Consider the following 17,386-nt stretch of genomic DNA (forward strand, 5'->3'; position numbering starts at 1 on the left):
ATTAAATTTCCGTACGGGAGGGTTTGCCATGGATTTGAAGAAGCTCTTTCTTGTTCCAATACTTGCTGGGGGTGTGGTCTTCTCTGCGGATAAGATAGTTCTCAAGAAACCACCTGAGTCCCTTGATAGATACTATCCGCCCGTCTCAAAGAAGTTTGAGTTCGTTTCCAGCATGCACGCCATGAGTACCGCCTTTACGGGCATAAGGCTGAATGTGAACGACGGAAACTGGGAGAAAGCCCTACACTGGGCTAAGGAGCTCAAGAAGACCTACCTGAACACCTCCAAGATGGTTCCTGAGTGGAAGGACTATTTCAAGCCGGCTCTTGCGGACAACCTCGTGAAGGCTGTCAGCTCCAAAAACGTTGACAAGGTTATAGATGCTACAAAGAAGCTCGGTCAGACCTGTGCAAAGTGCCATCAGGACAACGAACTGGCTGTCAAGCTCGTTTACCGCTTCCCCAGCTTTGAGAAGGTCATGATTGAAGACCCCGTGGAGTTCATGGAGATGGAGACGGGTAAGTATATGGAGAAGCTCGTGTCCTCCCTTAAGGCTCTCAAAGTTTACCTTATGCAGGGTGAGCCTGAAAAAGCCCAGGAGGCGGGTCTTAACTTCGTTGAGAGGGCGAGACAGCTACGCTCAATGTGTTCCAAGTGTCATACCAATAAACTCTCGGAGGAGCTCATAGTGGGTAAGGAGTACGAAGGAGCCCTTGCCAAGATGGAGGAACTCCTGTCTGCCGGCAAGCCCGATAAGAACGAGGTCTTCAATGCCTTGGGTAAGGTTGCGGTCAGCTGTTCCAAGTGCCACAACGTCCACCTCGTCCCTGCGGTTGTGAGGGAGGCTTTTGAGAAGTGATACCTATCCTCCTCTTAGCCTTGCTTATGGTGGGGTGTGAGAGGCTGGAGACGGTGTTCGTTGAGGAAGACCTCCTTGAGAGACCACCGGCAAAGAGGTGCTCTGACTGCCACGCTGAGATATACAAGGAGTGGAAAGAGAGCAGGCATTTCCACGCATGGAGCAGCGAGCACTTCAGGTTTGAGTCCGAGAACTACACCAAGACCAAGTGTCTTCCCTGTCACGCCCCCCATCAGGTTGACCCCGATAAGAAACCACTGCTCAGGGCTGAGTTTAAAGAGAACGGAGTGAGCTGTGTAGCCTGTCACTTCAAGGAGGAAACGAGGGCAATGCACGGACCCCTCAAGGTATGGTCTCCTCCTCACCCCTCAAGGCAGGATAGAAACTACCTCCGCTCAAACTTCTGTGCCGGGTGCCACCAGGAGACCTTCAAGGAGTGGAAGGTTGCCAAGGTGGATAAGAGCTGTCAGTCCTGCCACATGCCTTCCCTCGGGAAGAAAGACCTGATCCAGAAGTTCCCCTTTGAACTCTTTCACCTCGCCAAGCCGAGGACCTCCCACAGGTTCCCCACCCTCAAAGCCGGCGAGAAGGATATGAAGGTTGAACTTAAAGAGGGCAGACTCGTGATCACGAACGTGGGTGTCCCCCACAATCTTCCCACGGCGGATCAGGGAGACCCGAGACTCTACCTCGTGGCTAAGGTCAGATATAAGGACGGAAGGAGGAGGATCGTAAGGAAGCTCCTCTCAGCCCAGTCCAAGACAGCCCTTAAGTACGGAGTTCCCTATGAGCTCGTCCTTCCAGCGGGAGATGTGGAAAGCGTTGAACTCAAGGTTATGAGGAAGCTTGCCTGGAAGAAGGAGAAGGAGGTTATAGCGAGCTTCACTTTGCGAACTCCCTCTCCCTGACCCTCGGGTCTATCCAGGCTAACAGGAGGTCTGCCAGCAGGTTACCCACTATCAGCATTATCGTCCCTATGTAGAGCCCGCCCATCACGAGAAATAGGTCTTGGGACAGGACGGCGTCAAGCATGAGCATGCCCATACCGGGCCACCCGGTTATTATCTCAATTAGCGCCGCACCGGATATTAAGCTCGCAACCTCGTAACCCAGCAGAGTGGTGAAGGGATTCATCGCGTTCTTGAATACGTGCTTCACCACAACCCTCTGGGGGACTCCCTTGGCTCTTAGCATCACTATCATAGGGCTCTTCAGAGCCTCTATAACCGCGCTCCTCACCAGCCTCGTAAGCCCTGCAAGAGACACGAGGGCAAGGGTCATAGCGGGTATAAAGAGGTGATGCAGTATGTCCAGCACTTTACCCAGAAGGGAGAGGTTTTCAAAGTCCGGGCTCTGGATTCCCCCTATGGGAAACCAGCCAGTCCTGCTCGCTATAAACAGGAATATGAAGGCAAGAAAGAAACTGGGTATGGACATGAAGGAGTAGGCGTAAGCTTGAATAGCCTTATCAACCTTGCTTCCCTCCTTGAAGGCGGCGATCATACCCAGGGGAACCGCCAGCACCCAAGATATCAGGGCGGAACTGACGGACAGGAGTAATGTGTTGGGAATCCTCTCAGCTATGAGCTCCACGACGGGGGTGTGGTACTGGAAGGAGTAACCCAGGTCAAAGAAGACCGCCGACTTCAGCCACTTGAAGTACTGAACCAGCGTGGGCTGGTCAAGTCCGTAGAGCCTCTTGAGCCTCTCTATAGTTTCGGGAGATATCTGGGGATTGAGTTTCAGCTGGTCTAAAAAGTCTCCGGGAGCGAGCTTTATTATTAGAAAGGATATGAAGGTGACGCCGAGTATGGTGGGGATCGCCTGAAGGAGGCGTATCAGGACGAACTTAAGCATCAGAAGTAGTTAGCCAAGAAGTACTTGGTCTCCTCAAAGTATCTCTCTATCTCCTTCCTGTGCTTCTCTTTCACGTACTTTACTAACCTGTAGTCGTCCCAGTAGCCCAGCATGGGTATCCAGTCAGGTATGGAGTCCTTGCTGTCTATAAAGTACCACAGGGCGCCTATGAAGTCCTCCCTCGCCTCTCTCTTGAGCTCAAAGTCCGGGTCTGTGAGGATCCTGTAGAGGAGCTTGACGTCAAGTATTAGGTTCCGGAGATACTCCATCGTGGGAGGAACCTTGTCAAGTTTATCGTAAAAACTGTGCTTGAGTTTTTCTAAGTTGTTGAGGTTCTCGTAAGTTTTGTGCTTCTGGAGCTTCTTCTCAAAACTCATGGCAGTAATTATATCATGCCAAGTTTTTCTCCAAATACCTATAATTAAAGTGTCTAAAGAAAAAGGAGGGTGTGGCATGAGAAAGTTTGTTGCCTTGATGCTTTTTGTGGGGGCTTTTCTGTTTGCAGGGGGCTTTAGTGTTTCTCTCTCCTCTGAAAAAACGGGAGTGGTGATACCTACACCCCTGACCAAGAACGTGGGCGAGTACTATGTCAGCATAGGTGTTTTCTCAATCGCTGAGCTTGAGAAGAACTTTCCGAGGGCTTACAAACTCCTGGTAAAACATCACGGAAAACCCTCAAGGAACCACACTCACCACCTCGCCGTTAGCATATGGAAGGAAGAGAAAGGCAAGGAGGTTTTCCTGTCCGACTACGAGGTTGAGGCGGAGGTGCGTTCTCCTCTGCTCAGGGCTACGAGGAAGAAGCTTACTAAGTACCCTCACCAGTATGGAGATAACTACGGAGGCTGGTTTGACATGTCGGACAAAGGGCTTTACCACATAGCGGTGATAATTCACGAAAACGGTAAGACCAAAAGAGTCACCTTTGACTACCTGATGCAGTGAAGCCTCCAGAGGGTTAGCTTTTCCTGTAAAATTGTAATGTTCAAACGTCGTTTTACCCGGAGGTAGTCTGATGAAACTGCACGAGCACCAGGCTAAGGAGATTTTCGCCAGATACGGTCTACCCGTGCCGGAGGGAAAGGTCGCCTTTACCCTCAAGGAAGCAAGACAGGTAGCGGAGGAACTGGGTAGTTTCCCCCTCGTTGTTAAGGCTCAGGTTCACTGTGGGGGTAGGGGAAAGGCTGGCGGTGTAAAGATAGTGAAGGATATGGATGAGCTGGAACAGGCTGTAGAAGGCATGCTCGGTAAGGTTCTCAAGACCTTCCAGTGCCCCGACGGAAAGCCAGTAAACAGGGTGTGGATAGAGAAGGCGACAGCGATAGACAAGGAGTACTACCTCTCAATAACTCTGGACAGGGCTCGTTCAAAGCCAATAGTGATGGCGTCTTCTGCAGGCGGTATGGAAATAGAAGAGGTAGCCAAGGAGAACCCTGAGGCGATAATCATAGAGGAGGTTGACCCGGCTCTTGGACTTATGCCTCATCAGGCTCGCAAGCTTGCCTTCAAGCTGGGTCTACCGGTTAAGGACTTCTCCAAGATGCTCCTGACCCTTTACAGGGTTTACATAGACCTTGATGCATCCCTCGTTGAGATAAATCCCCTCGTCCTTGATAAGGACGGTAACCTTATAGCCCTTGATGCTAAGCTTGACGTGGACGACAACGCCCTCTTCAGGCACAAGGACATTGAAGAGATGGAAGACGAAAGCCAGATATCTCCCTTAGAGGTTGAAGCCAATAAGTACGGACTCAACTACATAAAGCTCTCCGGGAACATAGGCTGTATGGTGAACGGAGCGGGTCTCGCCATGGCTACCATGGACATAGTGAAGCTCGCTGGTGGTGAGCCTGCAAACTTCCTTGACGTGGGAGGTGGTGCAAACGTTGAGCAGATAGCCAACGCCTTCAGGATACTTATGGCAGATGAGGACGTTAAAGCAGTCTTCATAAACATATTCGGTGGGATACTCAGGTGTGACAGGCTCGCTCAGGGTCTCGTGGAGGCGGGCAAGGTGGTTGAGCTGAGCGTCCCCATAGTGGTCAGGATGGAGGGCACCAACGTTGACGAGGGCAAGAAGATACTCGCAGAGTCGGGCATGAACTTCATAAACGCAGAGGATATGTGGGACGGAGCCAAGAAGGCTGTTGAGCTTGCAGGAGGCTGAACGCTAAAATGGGCTTGGCGGAGAGGTTTCTTCCCCATTACACTGTTAGGGACTACGAGAGGTGGGAAGGAGACTGGGAGCTTATAGAGGGCATACCTTACGCCCTTGCCTCTCCTTCTCCTCTTCACCAGAGAACACTTGCACGTCTTGTCAGACTTTTTGATGAGAAGTTGGATGCCTGCCCCGAGTGCAATGTATATGTGGAACTTGATTGGTATGTGTCTGAGGACACGGTAGTAAGACCAGATATGGTAGTTGTATGCTCAGAAAAACCCTTTGATAAGCTAACCTTTGCCCCGGATATGGCGGTTGAGGTGGTTTCCCCCTCTACACGGGATAAAGATGAGGAGCTGAAGAGGATGCTTTACGAGAAAAAGGGTTTAAGGTGGTATGTGCTCGTATACCCTGAAGATAAAAAGGTCAAGGTGTTTACCCTTTCAGAAGGCTTTTTCAGTTTTGTGACCCCTCATCCTGAGAACATTTTTGAATTTGATTTGGGCAGGTGTAAGGTGAGTGTTGATTTCAGAGAGGTTTTCACAAATTAAGGAGGTCTGAATAATGGCTATACTCGTTGATAAGAACACAAAGGTCGTGGTTCAGGGGATAACAGGAAAGGAAGGTTCTTTCCACGCCACCCAGTGTAAGGCTTATGGAACTCAGGTGGTTGCGGGAGTTACTCCCGGTAAGGCTGGACAGGAGGTAGAGGGAATACCCGTCTTCAACACGGTAGAGGACGCTGTTAAGGAGACCGGTGCCAACTGCTCTCTCATTTTCGTTCCTGCACCCTTTGCAGCTGACGCCATAGTTGAGGCTCTTGACAGCGGTATAGAGCTCGTAGTCTGCATAACCGAGGGAATACCCGTAAAGGATATGATGATGGTAAAGGACTACATGAAAAAGGCTTACCCCAACGCTAAGCTGATAGGTCCCAACTGCCCGGGATTGATAACTCCCGGCGAGGCAAAGGTGGGCATAATGCCCGGACACATATTCAGAAGAGGAAAGGTCGGTATAGTATCAAGGAGCGGAACGCTCACCTACGAAGCTGCCTACCAGCTCACCCAGCTCGGTATGGGGCAGACCACCGCCGTCGGTATAGGGGGAGACCCCGTCCATGGGCTATCTCACAGGGACGTGATAGAGCTCTTCAACGAAGACCCGGAGACGGAAGCTATACTCATGATAGGTGAGATAGGCGGAACCGCAGAGGAGGAGGCAGCGGAGTTCATAGAGTCCAACGTTGATAAGCCGGTATTCGCTTACATAGCGGGTATAACCGCACCTCCCGGTAAGAGGATGGGTCACGCTGGAGCGATAATAATGGGCGGAAAGGGAACCGCTCAGGCAAAGATGAGCGCCCTTGAGAAGGCGGGAGCCTACGTTATAGACAACCCCGCCAAGATAGGTGAGACGGTAGCCAAGATACTGGGCGTCCTTGAGGTTGCGGAAGAGGACAAGACGTGCGATACTGATTAAGGTTATCTTGATATATTGAATTTCTTTAGTATTTTTATATTTCCGAGAAAACTGAGGAGGTATGCAGATGGGACTTAAGGTGAGAGTTGACCAGGACACCTGCACAGCCTGCGAGCTTTGCTACGACAGAATTCCTGAGGTATTTAAGGACATTGGCGACGGAATTGCAGACGTCGTCAAGGTTGACATAGAGGATGGGGACGAGAGGTGGATGAACGTCCCCGAGGACCTTGCGGACGACGTCCAGGAGGTTGCGGACGAGTGTCCGAGCGGGTCCATCATAGTTGAGGAGGAGTGATGTGCCCAACAAGAAAGTTCGCATAGATTACGATACATGCACCGCATGCGAACTTTGCTACGACAGGGTTCCCGAGGTCTTCAAGGACAGGGGAGACGGCATAGCGGACGTGGTCAAGTACGACATAGAGGAGAGCGACGAGGAGAAGTGGATGTTCGTTCCCGAAGACCTTGAGGAGGAAGTGGAAGAAGTTGCCGACGAATGCCCAAGCGGTTCAATCATAGTTGAAGACGTCTAAGATACTCTTTCTGGGAACCGCCGGAGGAAGAGTAACCACTTTCCGCCTGGTCAGACGGTCAGGCGGGTTCCTTATAGATTTTTCTGGAGTCAGGGTTCAGGTTGACCCGGGACCGGGAGCCTTCGTTTACCTTAAAGAGCACGGTATTGATTACAGAGACATAGACCTTATAGTGTTGTCTCACATACACCTTGACCACACCGCTGATGTGAACACCCTGATAGAGGCGTGTACAGACGGCGGAAAGCAGAGAAACCTCGCCCTCTTTGCTCCGAAGTCTGCTGTGGAAGGAGATGACAGGGTAGTTCTACCCTATCTTATCAATAGGCTTGGAAACGTAGGAGTTATAAAGGAGGGAGAGGAGCTATCTTACCGCGGGGTGAAGGTCAAGGCTGTAATGAGACACTCCCATCACGGTGCTGAGACCTACGGTTTGTCCTTCAACGACTCTGTGGTTTACCTCTCCTGTGCCAAGTACACGGAGGAAATGCTGGAGAGGTACCCAAAGAAGCCAAAGGTCTTCATAATAAACACCACCTTTTACAGAAGGAGAGCGGGCATAGAGCACCTGTCGGTTGAGGAGGTTAAGGAGCTCATAGCAGCCTGTGAGGCAGACACGACCGTCATAACCCACTTCAGCATGGAGATGCACGAGAGGGGACCCGATAGGGTCGCGAGAGAGCTCTCTGAGGAGCTCGGTCTCAACGTGGTTGCCGCCCACGATGGGATGGTTATATCCTTCTGAGGATACTAAAATAGGTTTATGAAGGAAAGCTCGCTCAACGCTGGAGAGCTCCAGTTCAATTACGCGAAGCGTTACTTTGAAGAGTTCATATCCGTGAGACCAAAACTTGCAGAGCTCATTGATAAAGTTGACACCCCAGCGCTGCTCATGGACCTTGAAGGCGTGAAAACGAGGTTCGTTGATGTGAGGTATCACCTGCCCGAGGTTAACGTGTTTTATGCGGTAAAAGCCAACGATCACATAGATATACTGAGGGCTCTTGCCGAGGTAGGGGCTGGTTTTGAGGTGGCTTCTTCGGAGGAGCTCGGAAAGGTGCTCTCCCTCGGTGTTCAACCCGAAAGGGTTATATCCAGCAATCCCGTTAAGCCTCTGGACTTTATAGACTACGCCTACGGCGTGGGTGTAAACAGGTTCGCCGTGGACAGCTTCCCCGAGGTGGACAAGATAGCCAGGGCAGCGCCGAGGGCGAGGGTTTACGTTAGGCTGACAGTTCCCAACGAGGGTAGCGAGTGGCCCCTCTCCAGGAAGTTCGGCGTTGACGTTAACACGGCTGTTGAGATACTTGAGTACGCTAAAAACAGGGGGCTCGTTCCCATAGGGCTGACCTTCCACGTGGGTTCCCAGTGCAACAACCTTAGGAACTGGTTCATAGCTATAAAACGTTCAGCCCAGCTGTGGGAGGCTGCGAGGCTGAAAGGTATAAGGCTGCTCGTCCTGAATATGGGAGGCGGAATACCCGTTAGATACCTTCAGGAATCTCTCAGCGTGGAGGACATAGCTTACTACGTCAGGGGTCTCCTGAGGAAGTACTTTCCGACATCCCCTTATGAGCTTCAGATAGAACCGGGCAGGGGTATAGTGGGAGACCAGGGGATAATGGTCGTCGGTGTGGTGGGGACGGCTACGAGAGGTGAGGAGAACTGGCTTTACATAGATACGGGCGTTTTCAACGGACTCGCTGAAGCGCTGGGCGGTATAAGGTATCCCACCTACCTGAAGAGAGAGGGAGAGTTGAAGGAGTGGGTCATAGGCGGTATATCCTGTGACAGCATGGACGTGGTAGCCAAGAGGGTTTTTCTGCCGGAGCCGGCGGTCGGGGACAGGCTGTTCATCCTGTCCGCAGGGGCTTACACTACGGTTTACGGAGCGAACTTCAACGGGTTTCCACCACCGAAGGTTATATGTCTCTGACCTTAAAACTTATCCTTTCTTCCTCATCAAGACCGAGCTCTATGACTTTGGATATCAGACGCAGGACGTCTCCCGAGTCTTCCTTCAGAAAGACCTCAAAGCTTCTCTTCAGAGCTTCAACGCTGGAGGCTGTCATACTCAGTATGGTGAGCACTGGTATATCAAAGAGCTTTTTCACGGAGTTCAGGGCGTCTTTTATAGCTATGTCGCTTATGTAAATTATGTCGGGATGCATGAAGAGGGCTTCCTCAACGCCTTCACTGAAGCTGTCCACGTCAACACCCACCTCTCTCTGTATGACTATGGAGTTGCTGTGCTTTATAAGGTAAGTTATGGGTCTCTCAAGGACGTATATTAGTCCCGACTCCCTGACGCATAGCTCTTTCAGAAGGGAGTACGAGAAAAGGTTGTGGATCACGAAAGACTTTCCTATCACAGCTAAGATGCCGTTGTAGCTTCTCAGGGACTCAAACAGGGACTCTAAATTCTCCTTGGGAGATACGAGGTCTTCAAGGTCAGGTATATCGTAGGGAACTTTAACTATGCTAACCACGTAACTTCCCCTCTGGGTCAGGTAGGTGACCCTTATCCTGCCAACGTCTGGCATGCCGAAGGAGAAAAAGCCTTCCCTTCCAAGGGGACCCAAGGATGTGGATGTATGAGAACGCAGGGATACAAGGGTGTCCCTTATATCGTCGGGAGAGAGGATCACGTCCATCACCTTTTCTATACCTCTACCTCTCCTCTCAACGGGAGAAGCCTTAGGTGCAAGGATAACCTCGGTAAACTCTCTCTTCTCCCCGAGATAGTTAAGTATCTCCGGTGCTATGTTCATACAAAACCCCCTTCAATATAATAAACCCCCTTGAACCGGCTGTGTGAGAGTGTGAAAAATACCTTTGCTGGGATCCGAGATAGAGCCTATTAATATAGTAGTCCGGGATCAGATACTGCGAGGGGGTTTCACTTTTCACCTTTCCAAACGGTTCTGGTTCCTAAAAACTTTTGGGAGGTGGGTGTTATGAACTGGCGAGTTTCTATAAACATAGTGCCTTTGCTTGGAGCTTTTATCCTCATAACTGCCTGTGGAGGCGGGGGAGGAGGTGGTGGTGGAACTGCCTCACCTACATACGCAGTGGGCGGTACTATATCGGGTCTGAGCGGCACCCTTGTACTTCAGAACAACGGAGGCGATGATCTCAGTGTGAGTACGAGTGGAAGCTTTACTTTTTCCACGACACTAACTGACGGTTCTGCATACAACGTGACCATCCTTACCCAACCCACTGGACAGACATGCTATATAAAGAACGGTTCGGGTACGGTGTCCGGTTCAGATGTAACTAACGTCAATGTAAACTGCTACGATTCTGGAAGTCTGGATACGTCCTTTAACTCAAAAGGGTTTGTCACTCACCATAACGCAGCTGGAGGGAATGGCCGTGACAATGGTAAAGCTATAACTACGGACGATCAGGGACGGATACTCGTTGCTGGACAGAGCCACAACGGGTCTGACTTTGATCTGTCTCTCTGGAGATATAACCCGGACGGGACCCTTGATACATCCTTCGGTACTAAGGGATTTGTTACCCATCACGATGCGGCTGGAGGAGGTGGGAGCGACCGTGTTTATTCTATTACAACCGACAATCAGGGAAAAATACTCGTTACTGGAGAGAGCGACAACGGTTCTGATATGGACATGGTAATATGGAGGTTTCATCCCGATGGAACCCTTGATACCACCTTTGGAACAGGCGGAGTGGTGGTTCATCACAACGCTGCAGGAGGGAACGGTGGCGATACAGGCAGGTCTATCGCTATAGACAGTCAAGGGAGAATACTGGTTACAGGACACAGCCGGAACGGTAGTGGTAATGATGATATGGTCATCTGGAGGTACAATCCTGATGGAACCATTGATTCAGCCTTTGGAAACAACGGAGTAGTAGTTCACAACAGTGCAGCGGGAGGGAACGGTTCTGATCTGGGTAACTCCATAACTATAGATGGTCAAGGGAGAATACTTGTCACAGGCGAGAGTTCTAATGGTTCAAACGATGACATGGTGATATGGAGGTATGACATCTTTGGGAATCTTGATGCATCTTTCGGTACAGGTGGCGTGGTGGTTCACCACAACGCAGCAGGGGGGGATGGTAACGATCTGGGCAAATCGATCACTATTGATAATCAAGGACGCGTACTCGTTGCTGGTCATAGCCAAAACGGTTCTGATTATGATATGGTCGTCTGGAGATACAATCCTGATGGAACCCTTGACACGTCCTTTGGAAACAACGGGTTCGTGGTTCACCATAACGCAGCTGGAGGCAACAACCATGACTATGGTCGTTCAATAGTTATAGACAAACAGAAACGTATTCTTATCGGAGGCTCCAGCTTTAACACCTCTGATGAGGATATGGTTGTCTGGAGATACAACCCAGATGGAACTCTTGATACATCCTTTGGAAACAACGGAATAGTAATTCACAACAGTGCAGCAGGAGGCAATAACCACGACTATGCCCGCTCCATAACAATGGATGATGATGGAAAGATACTTGTTACAGGTGATAGCTACAATGGCTCAAATTATGACATGGTGATCTGGAGGTTTATTCCGTAGGCTGAGAAGGAGGGAGTTGTCATGCCCGTCTCTGAGAGGAGGTGAGTGTTATGAGGGTGTCTATAAGAGCTGTTTTCTCGCTTGGCATATTTGTCCTCACTGCTACCTGTGGGGGTGGCGGAGGTGGTGGGAGCAGTTCTCCAACCTTTGGTAATAATGGAGTGGTTATTCACAACAACGCAGCCGGTGGAAATAGTGAAGACGTTGGAAGCTCAATTATCATAGACGGTCAGGGAAAAATACTCGTCACAGGTCACAGTAAGAACGCCAATTTTAACGAAGATATGGTCATTTGGAGGTTTAGTTCAAACGGGACGTTAGATAATTCCTTCGGAAACAATGGAGTAGTTGTTCATAACAATGCTGCGGGAGGAAATAGTAGCGACAGGGGCAATTCAATAGCCATTGATGGCAACGGAAGGATCATTATTACTGGCACCAGCTTCAACGGAAACAATAATGACATGGTTATATGGAGATACAACTCCGATGGAACATTGGATATTTCCTTTGGAAATAATGGGTTTGTGGTTCATAACAACGCTGCCGGTGGAAATAGCCACGACTGGGGTTTTTCAGTTACAACTGATAGCCAAAACAAGGTCTTGGTAACGGGTACAAGCCATAATGCAAACAACAACTATGACATGGTTATATGGAGGTATAACTCCAATGGAACATTAGATAATTCCTTTGGGAACAATGGAATAGTTGTTCACGATAACGCCGCAGGTGGGAATGGTGACGATATAGGAAGTTCAATTGTTGTTGATAGTAATGGAAAGATCGTTGTGGCTGGTTATAGCTCCAACGGAAGTAATAATGACATGGTGATCTGGAGATATAACTCTGATGGAACGTTAGATAATTCCTTTGGGAACAGCGGTATAGTGGTTCACAATAACGCTGCCGGTGGAAATAGTGATGATGTAGGAGTCTCAATAGTTGTTGATAATCAAGGAAGGATACTTATTACCGGCTCAAGCAAAAATAGCAACGGCGATAGAGACATGGCAGTATGGAGGTATAACCCTAACGGGACACTTGACAATACCTTCGGAAACAACGGAATAGTTGTTCGCAATAATGCTGCGGGTGGTGACGGCAATGATCATGGTAGTTCTATATGGGTTGACAATGGTGGAAATGTATTTGTGACTGGATACAGCATAAATGGGAGTGGGGATAACGATATGGTGATCTGGAAAGTATATCCTTGAATTATCTGGGCTTTCAAAGCACCCTGTATTATTAGTCTCCTGAAAGGGGCAGTCCTGCCTTTGCCACACCGATGACAGCAGTCATACTTAAGAACTCAATTTACTATATTCTTTACTTAGAAGCGCCCACAAGGAGGAAATCTATGGCAGTAAAGGACATAATGGATGCACTTCGTTCGGAATCTCTGGAAGACCTTGGACTCAAGGAGAATCTCGCACAGCTGGTAAAGGATATAAAGCTGGTGGGTAGCGAGCTTGACGTGCTTCTATACCTTCCCAAGACAGGTCTTGAGGATGTGCTCAGGGCAAAGGTAGAAAAAGCCCTCTCTGAAATACCGGACGTTGAAAAGGTAAACGTTAAGTTTGCAAGCGCCCCTCCTCAGCAACCCCAACCTCAGCAGGCTCCCCAGATGCCGGGTGCTCAGCCGGCTTTCACTAAGAGAAAGGTGCCCGAAGTTAAGCACCTGATAGCGGTCGGCAGTGGAAAAGGAGGAGTTGGCAAGTCAACTGTTGCGGCTAACCTTGCCCTCGCCCTCGCTAAGCTCGGCTACAGGGTTGGGCTTCTGGACGCTGACATATACGGACCGAGCGTCCCCACCCTGCTTGGTCTAAAGGGCGAGAGGGCTACGGTGAACGAGAGAAACAGGATAGTTCCCGTTGAGAAATTCGGAGTTAAGGTTCTATCTATAGGCTTTATGCTTCCCTCGGAGGAAACACCCGTTATATGGAGAGGTCCGATGCTCATGAAGGCGCTCACCCAGTTCCTCTTTGATGTTGAATGGGGTGAGCTTGACTATCTCATACTTGACCTTCCCCCTGGGACGGGAGACGTTCAGCTCACACTTGCCCAGAACGTTGATATATCGGGTGCCGTGGTAGTCACTACTCCGCAGGACGTAGCCCTTGCGGATGTTAAGAAGGCAACCTCCATGTTCAAGGAGGTTCAGATACCCGTCCTCGGGGTTATAGAGAACATGGCTTACTTCATCTGCCCGAGCGACAAACAGAAGTACTACATATTCGGTAAGGGTAAGACGGCGGAGTTTGCCTCCGCTTACGGTCTAAAGATACTGGGCTCCATACCCATAGACCCTGAGGTAGCGGAGAAGTCCGACGAGGGTGAGCCCGTTGTTGTCAGTAATCCCGACTCGGACGTGGCGAGGGCTTTTTATGGAATAGCGAGAATAGTAGCTCAGGAATTAAGCTGAGGAGGTAATAGAATGTTTGCAAAGAAGGCAGGTAAAAGAGTCGTTTACTTAGACCATATCGCGACCACACCGGTCGCTGAGGAAGTCCTTGAGGCTATGCTCCCCTACTTCAGGGAGCACTTTGGCAATCCGACCTCTCTGCACAGCTTTGGACAGGAAGCCAAGAAGGCTGTAAACGAGGCGAGGGAAAAGGTCGCAACTCTGATAAACGCAAACACCCCTGAGGAGATAGTATTTACCTCCGGTGGCATAGAGGCTAACAACCTTGCGGTAAAGGGTATAGCGAGCGCCTACAAGAGGAGGGGCAACCACATAGTTACCACGGAGATAGAGCACCACTCCATACTACACCCCTGTAAGACCCTTGAGAGGGAAGGCTGGGAGGTAACCTACTTGAAGCCTGACAGGTACGGGCTCATAGACCCGGAGCAGGTCAGGGAAGCTGTCAGGAAGGAGACGGTCTTGGTCTCCATAGGGCACTCCAACAGGGAGATAGGAACCATACAGAACATAAAGGAGCTTGTTCAGGCTGCCAAGGAGAAGAACCCAAAGGTTATATTCCACACGGACGCTGCTCCCACTCTTGGTCACTATCCCGTTGACTTAAAGGAATGGGGTGTGGACGCCGCCTCCTTCACGGCACACCTGATGTACGGACCCAAGGGTGTGGGTGCCCTCTGGACAAGGAAGGGAGTGAAGGTTCGTCCCCTCATAGAGGGCGGAACGCAGGAGAGGGGCGTTAGAGCGGGAACTGAAAACGTGCCCGGGATAGTCGGCTTCGGGGCGGCAGCCGAGCTCACCATGAAGGAGCTTGAGGACAGGATGACGAGGCTTGCAGACTACAGGGACAGGTTTAAAAAGGCTATTGAGGAGAAGCTGGAGTACATAGAGTTCACCGGTCACCCGACTCAGAGGCTTCCCCACCATCTTTCCCTCATAGTCCACTTCATAGAGGGAGAAGCTATGCTTCTTAGGTGCGACCTTATGGGTATAGAGACCGCTTCGGGTTCCGCGTGTGTGTCCCTCGCTCTGAAGCAGTCCCACGTCCTCTTTGCTGTGGGTGTGCCCAAGGAGGTTTCTAACGGATCGGTGGTCTTCAGCTTCGGAAGGGAGAACACCGAGGAAGATGTCCAGTATGCCTCCGAGGAGTTTCCCAAGATAGTGAGCTGGCTCAGGAGCCTCTCGCCCTTCAACCCGGAGAACTGGGATCAGTACGTCAAGTCAAGGGAGGGCGCTCACTGAGCCCCTCCGTCCTTATACAGCAGAAGGGCTTCAGCTTTACTTCTATATCCTTCAGGAGCTCTCTGTATGGGCTTCCGCTGATGGGGTCTCTCAGGTCTTCTTCAAGCTCAAGCAGCGGAACGAGGACAAAATCCCTCTTCCCTATGTAAGGGTGAGGTAGTTTAAGGTCTTCCTTTTCTGAGATCACATCATCGTAGAGGAGTATATCTATGTCTATCTCCCTGGGACCCCAGTGGAAGCGTTCAACCCTGCCCAGAGCTACCTCTATGGACTTGACCCTCTCAAGGAGCTCCTCCGGCGGAACATAAGTCATCAACTCGGCGACGCAGTTCAAGAAGGAAGGTTGTTCTCTTACGCCCCAGGGCTCGCTTTCGTACACCGTTGATATCCTCGTGAGCTCTCCGATAGAGGAGAGCTCCTCAAGAGCCCTGACTATGTTTTCTACTCTATTTCCTAAGTTTGAGCCTAACCCGAGGAAGACTCTTTTCCTTGACTGCATACCTCAGAAGTCTAAAATTAATACAACCCAAAGTCAAAAAAGGAGTTAAAGATGAACCTACCTAAGCTGAGAATAAGACACATAGAGGCGGACGTTCCCATTATCCAGGGCGGCATGGGTGTGGGTATATCGTGGGAAAGACTTGCCGGTGCGGTAGCCTCCTACGGTGCGATAGGTGTTGTGTCCGCCGTCGGAACCGGATACAGGCATCCTGACCTCGTTAAGAGGGATAAGTTCGGCAGACCAGTTGGCTCGGTGAACGCTCACAGCGCCGAGGCGCTCACGAGGATAATTCAGAACGCCAAGGAGTTGTCCGGCGGAAGGGGAGCCATAGGGGTTAACATACTTTCAGCAATAACGGACTACGGACGTGTAGCGAGAGATGCAGCCGCTGCGGGAGCGGACCTGATAATATCTGGAGCGGGGCTTCCCCTGTCCTTGCCTCAGTATGTGGAAGGCTACGAGGTAGCCCTCGTTCCCATAGTCTCCTCTGCCCGTGCCCTGAACGTTATATGTAAAACCTGGAAGAGGAGGTACAACAGGCTCCCGGATGCGATAGTCCTTGAGGGACCTAAATCCGGGGGGCATCAGGGTTTCAAGTACGAGGACTGCTTTAAGCCCGAGTATCAGCTGGAGAGCCTTCTTCCCAGCGTTCTTGAGGAGGCGAGGAAGTGGGGTGACATACCCGTCGTAGTTGCTGGGGGAGTGTGGAGTTACAGAGATATAGAGTGGTATATAAGGAACGGAGCCGCCGGCGTTCAGATGGCTACCCGATTCGTTGCCACCCACGAGTGTGATGCACCTCTCATATACAAGGAGATCGTCCTTAACGCTTCTGAAGAGGACATCATACTCCTCAAGTCCCCCGTTGGATATCCTCTCAGGGTCATAAAGACACCCTTTATAGAGAGATTGCTTGGGGGCGTTAACGGCTGGAACGGATGCGTTTCCAACTGTGTAACTCCCTGTAACAGAGGAGAGGAGGCAAAGAAGGTTGGCTTTTGCATAGCCGACAGGCTCGGTGCAGCGTGGCTCGGCAACTACGAGGAGGGTATATTCATAATAGGAGCCAACGGGCACCTGTTGAAAAAGCAGGGTATAGTTCACGTGAGAGAGCTTCTTGATATGCTTACGGGGAAGATACCAGACCCGACCGTTGATCCTGTAGCAGAAGGATTTACAGTATCCTGACGGAGGTGAGGAGCCTCCTTTCAGTTCTATCCCTTCTGTAAGAGGGCAGGTCTTCGGAACAGACAGTGCACTTCTCTATCAGACCAAAGTTGTTTATGCCCATAGACCTGAGCTCCTCCATAACAGCCCTCTGCATATCCATGTATAGGGAGCCGTTCCTCTCCGCAAGGTATGAGGGGAACAATCTCCTGAACTCCTCGCCCACCTCGTAACAGCAGGACTTTGCGGAGGGACCTATGAAGGCGAAGAGCCTGTGCAGTTCCTCGTAGGGCTTTAGTCTATCCAGAGTTTTCTCTACCACACCGGCGGCGAGCCCTTTCCAGCCTACGTGAACTACACCGACCCACTCGTCGCCAACGAGGACGAGGGGCACGCAGTCGGCTGTCCTCACGCCTATCTCAACCCCCTTAAGGTTGGTGACCACCGCATCTCCTATGGTAGGGGGAAAGGGGAACCTCGTGAGGGTTATCACCCTGTTGGTGTGCTTCTGTATGGGTAGGTAAAGATGTGGGTGTTCTTTCCACTCTGTCTTAATCTCTATCAGCTTTCCCTTTACCTTG

General features: G+C 50.7%; 20 protein-coding genes. 15 read left to right on the forward strand and 5 right to left on the reverse strand.

Features of this window, described 5'->3' with window-relative positions; genetic code table 11:
- Positions 1-28 precede the first annotated feature (28 nt).
- Both HG1285_RS07750 and HG1285_RS07745 read left to right on the forward strand, forming a co-directional pair.
- On the forward strand, positions 29-859 hold the full coding sequence (locus HG1285_RS07750) for a hypothetical protein (RefSeq protein WP_008287834.1): 831 nt from the start codon (positions 29-31) through the stop codon (positions 857-859).
- A complete protein-coding gene (locus tag HG1285_RS07745) occupies positions 856-1,767 on the forward strand; it encodes a multiheme c-type cytochrome (RefSeq protein WP_008287835.1) in 912 nt (303 codons plus the stop codon). Before HG1285_RS07750 ends, HG1285_RS07745 begins: the two co-directional genes overlap by 4 nt.
- Here the strand turns inward: HG1285_RS07745 and HG1285_RS07740 are convergent.
- Together HG1285_RS07740 and HG1285_RS07735 are read right to left on the reverse strand one after the other, a co-directional pair.
- On the reverse strand, positions 1,742-2,716 hold the full coding sequence (locus HG1285_RS07740) for an ABC transporter permease (RefSeq protein WP_008287836.1): 975 nt from the start codon (positions 2,714-2,716) through the stop codon (positions 1,742-1,744). The genes HG1285_RS07745 and HG1285_RS07740 overlap by 26 nt on opposite strands.
- Positions 2,716-3,093: a YkvA family protein gene (locus HG1285_RS07735; RefSeq protein ID WP_008287837.1), complete on the reverse strand. Its 378-nt coding sequence runs from the start codon at positions 3,091-3,093 to the stop codon at positions 2,716-2,718. Before HG1285_RS07735 ends, HG1285_RS07740 begins: the two co-directional genes overlap by 1 nt.
- Positions 3,094-3,169: 76 nt before the next feature.
- Here HG1285_RS07735 and HG1285_RS07730 point away from each other — a divergent pair, with 76 nt between their 5' ends.
- The 8 genes from HG1285_RS07730 to HG1285_RS07695 all read left to right on the forward strand — a co-directional run bounded on the left by HG1285_RS07730 (position 3,170) and on the right by HG1285_RS07695 (position 8,831).
- Entirely contained in the window at positions 3,170-3,661 is a 492-nt protein-coding gene (locus HG1285_RS07730; protein ID WP_008287838.1) for a hypothetical protein, read from the forward strand.
- Between the two features lie 70 nt (positions 3,662-3,731).
- On the forward strand, positions 3,732-4,883 hold the full coding sequence (gene sucC / locus HG1285_RS07725) for an ADP-forming succinate--CoA ligase subunit beta (protein WP_008287839.1): 1,152 nt from the start codon (positions 3,732-3,734) through the stop codon (positions 4,881-4,883).
- 8 nt (positions 4,884-4,891) lie between these two features.
- Positions 4,892-5,428: a Uma2 family endonuclease gene (locus HG1285_RS07720; protein ID WP_008287840.1), complete on the forward strand. Its 537-nt coding sequence runs from the start codon at positions 4,892-4,894 to the stop codon at positions 5,426-5,428.
- Positions 5,429-5,441: 13 nt separating this feature from the next.
- Positions 5,442-6,359 (forward strand): succinate--CoA ligase subunit alpha, encoded by a 918-nt coding sequence (sucD, locus tag HG1285_RS07715; RefSeq protein WP_008287841.1) that lies wholly within the window; start codon positions 5,442-5,444, stop codon positions 6,357-6,359.
- Between the two features lie 67 nt (positions 6,360-6,426).
- The gene (locus HG1285_RS07710) at positions 6,427-6,657 is read left to right on the forward strand and encodes a ferredoxin (RefSeq protein ID WP_008287842.1); all 231 of its coding nucleotides are present in this window, start codon (positions 6,427-6,429) and stop codon (positions 6,655-6,657) included.
- A gap of 1 nt (position 6,658) precedes the next feature.
- Positions 6,659-6,895 (forward strand): ferredoxin, encoded by a 237-nt coding sequence (locus HG1285_RS07705; protein ID WP_008287843.1) that lies wholly within the window; start codon positions 6,659-6,661, stop codon positions 6,893-6,895.
- Positions 6,882-7,640, forward strand: coding sequence for an MBL fold metallo-hydrolase (locus HG1285_RS07700; RefSeq protein WP_008287844.1), 759 nt, complete (start codon positions 6,882-6,884; stop codon positions 7,638-7,640). The genes HG1285_RS07705 and HG1285_RS07700 overlap by 14 nt, the downstream gene beginning before the upstream one ends.
- Before the next feature lie 18 nt (positions 7,641-7,658).
- A complete protein-coding gene (locus tag HG1285_RS07695; RefSeq protein ID WP_008287845.1) occupies positions 7,659-8,831 on the forward strand; it encodes a type III PLP-dependent enzyme in 1,173 nt (390 codons plus the stop codon).
- Here HG1285_RS07695 and HG1285_RS07690 read toward each other — a convergent pair.
- Complete coding sequence (locus HG1285_RS07690) at positions 8,818-9,666, reverse strand: twitching mobility protein (protein WP_008287846.1); 849 nt, start codon at positions 9,664-9,666, stop codon at positions 8,818-8,820. The genes HG1285_RS07695 and HG1285_RS07690 overlap by 14 nt on opposite strands.
- A 186-nt stretch (positions 9,667-9,852) precedes the next feature.
- On the opposite strand from HG1285_RS07690, the gene HG1285_RS07685 reads away from it, so the two are divergent.
- From HG1285_RS07685 to HG1285_RS07670, 4 genes are all read left to right on the forward strand, one after another.
- A complete protein-coding gene (locus HG1285_RS07685) occupies positions 9,853-11,466 on the forward strand; it encodes a hypothetical protein (protein ID WP_008287847.1) in 1,614 nt (537 codons plus the stop codon).
- Between the two features lie 50 nt (positions 11,467-11,516).
- The gene (locus tag HG1285_RS07680) at positions 11,517-12,686 is read left to right on the forward strand and encodes a hypothetical protein (RefSeq protein WP_008287848.1); all 1,170 of its coding nucleotides are present in this window, start codon (positions 11,517-11,519) and stop codon (positions 12,684-12,686) included.
- 143 nt (positions 12,687-12,829) lie between these two features.
- Positions 12,830-13,894: an Mrp/NBP35 family ATP-binding protein gene (locus HG1285_RS07675; RefSeq protein ID WP_008287850.1), complete on the forward strand. Its 1,065-nt coding sequence runs from the start codon at positions 12,830-12,832 to the stop codon at positions 13,892-13,894.
- A 12-nt stretch (positions 13,895-13,906) separates the two neighbouring features.
- Entirely contained in the window at positions 13,907-15,136 is a 1,230-nt protein-coding gene (locus HG1285_RS07670; RefSeq protein ID WP_008287851.1) for a cysteine desulfurase family protein, read from the forward strand.
- Here the strand turns inward: HG1285_RS07670 and folK are convergent.
- Entirely contained in the window at positions 15,111-15,635 is a 525-nt protein-coding gene (gene folK, locus HG1285_RS07665; RefSeq protein WP_008287853.1) for a 2-amino-4-hydroxy-6-hydroxymethyldihydropteridine diphosphokinase, read from the reverse strand. The genes HG1285_RS07670 and folK overlap by 26 nt on opposite strands.
- A 51-nt stretch (positions 15,636-15,686) precedes the next feature.
- Between folK and HG1285_RS07660 the strand changes: the two genes are divergently transcribed.
- Entirely contained in the window at positions 15,687-16,826 is a 1,140-nt protein-coding gene (locus HG1285_RS07660; RefSeq protein WP_008287854.1) for a nitronate monooxygenase family protein, read from the forward strand.
- On the opposite strand, the gene HG1285_RS17485 is transcribed toward HG1285_RS07660, so the two are convergent.
- Positions 16,813-17,386, reverse strand: a 574-nt coding sequence (locus tag HG1285_RS17485) for a polyphenol oxidase family protein (protein WP_008287855.1), incomplete at its 5' end; no start/stop codon positions are given. The two genes, HG1285_RS07660 and HG1285_RS17485, sit on opposite strands and share 14 nt — an antisense overlap.

The sequence above is a fragment of the Hydrogenivirga sp. 128-5-R1-1 genome, from assembly GCF_000171895.1.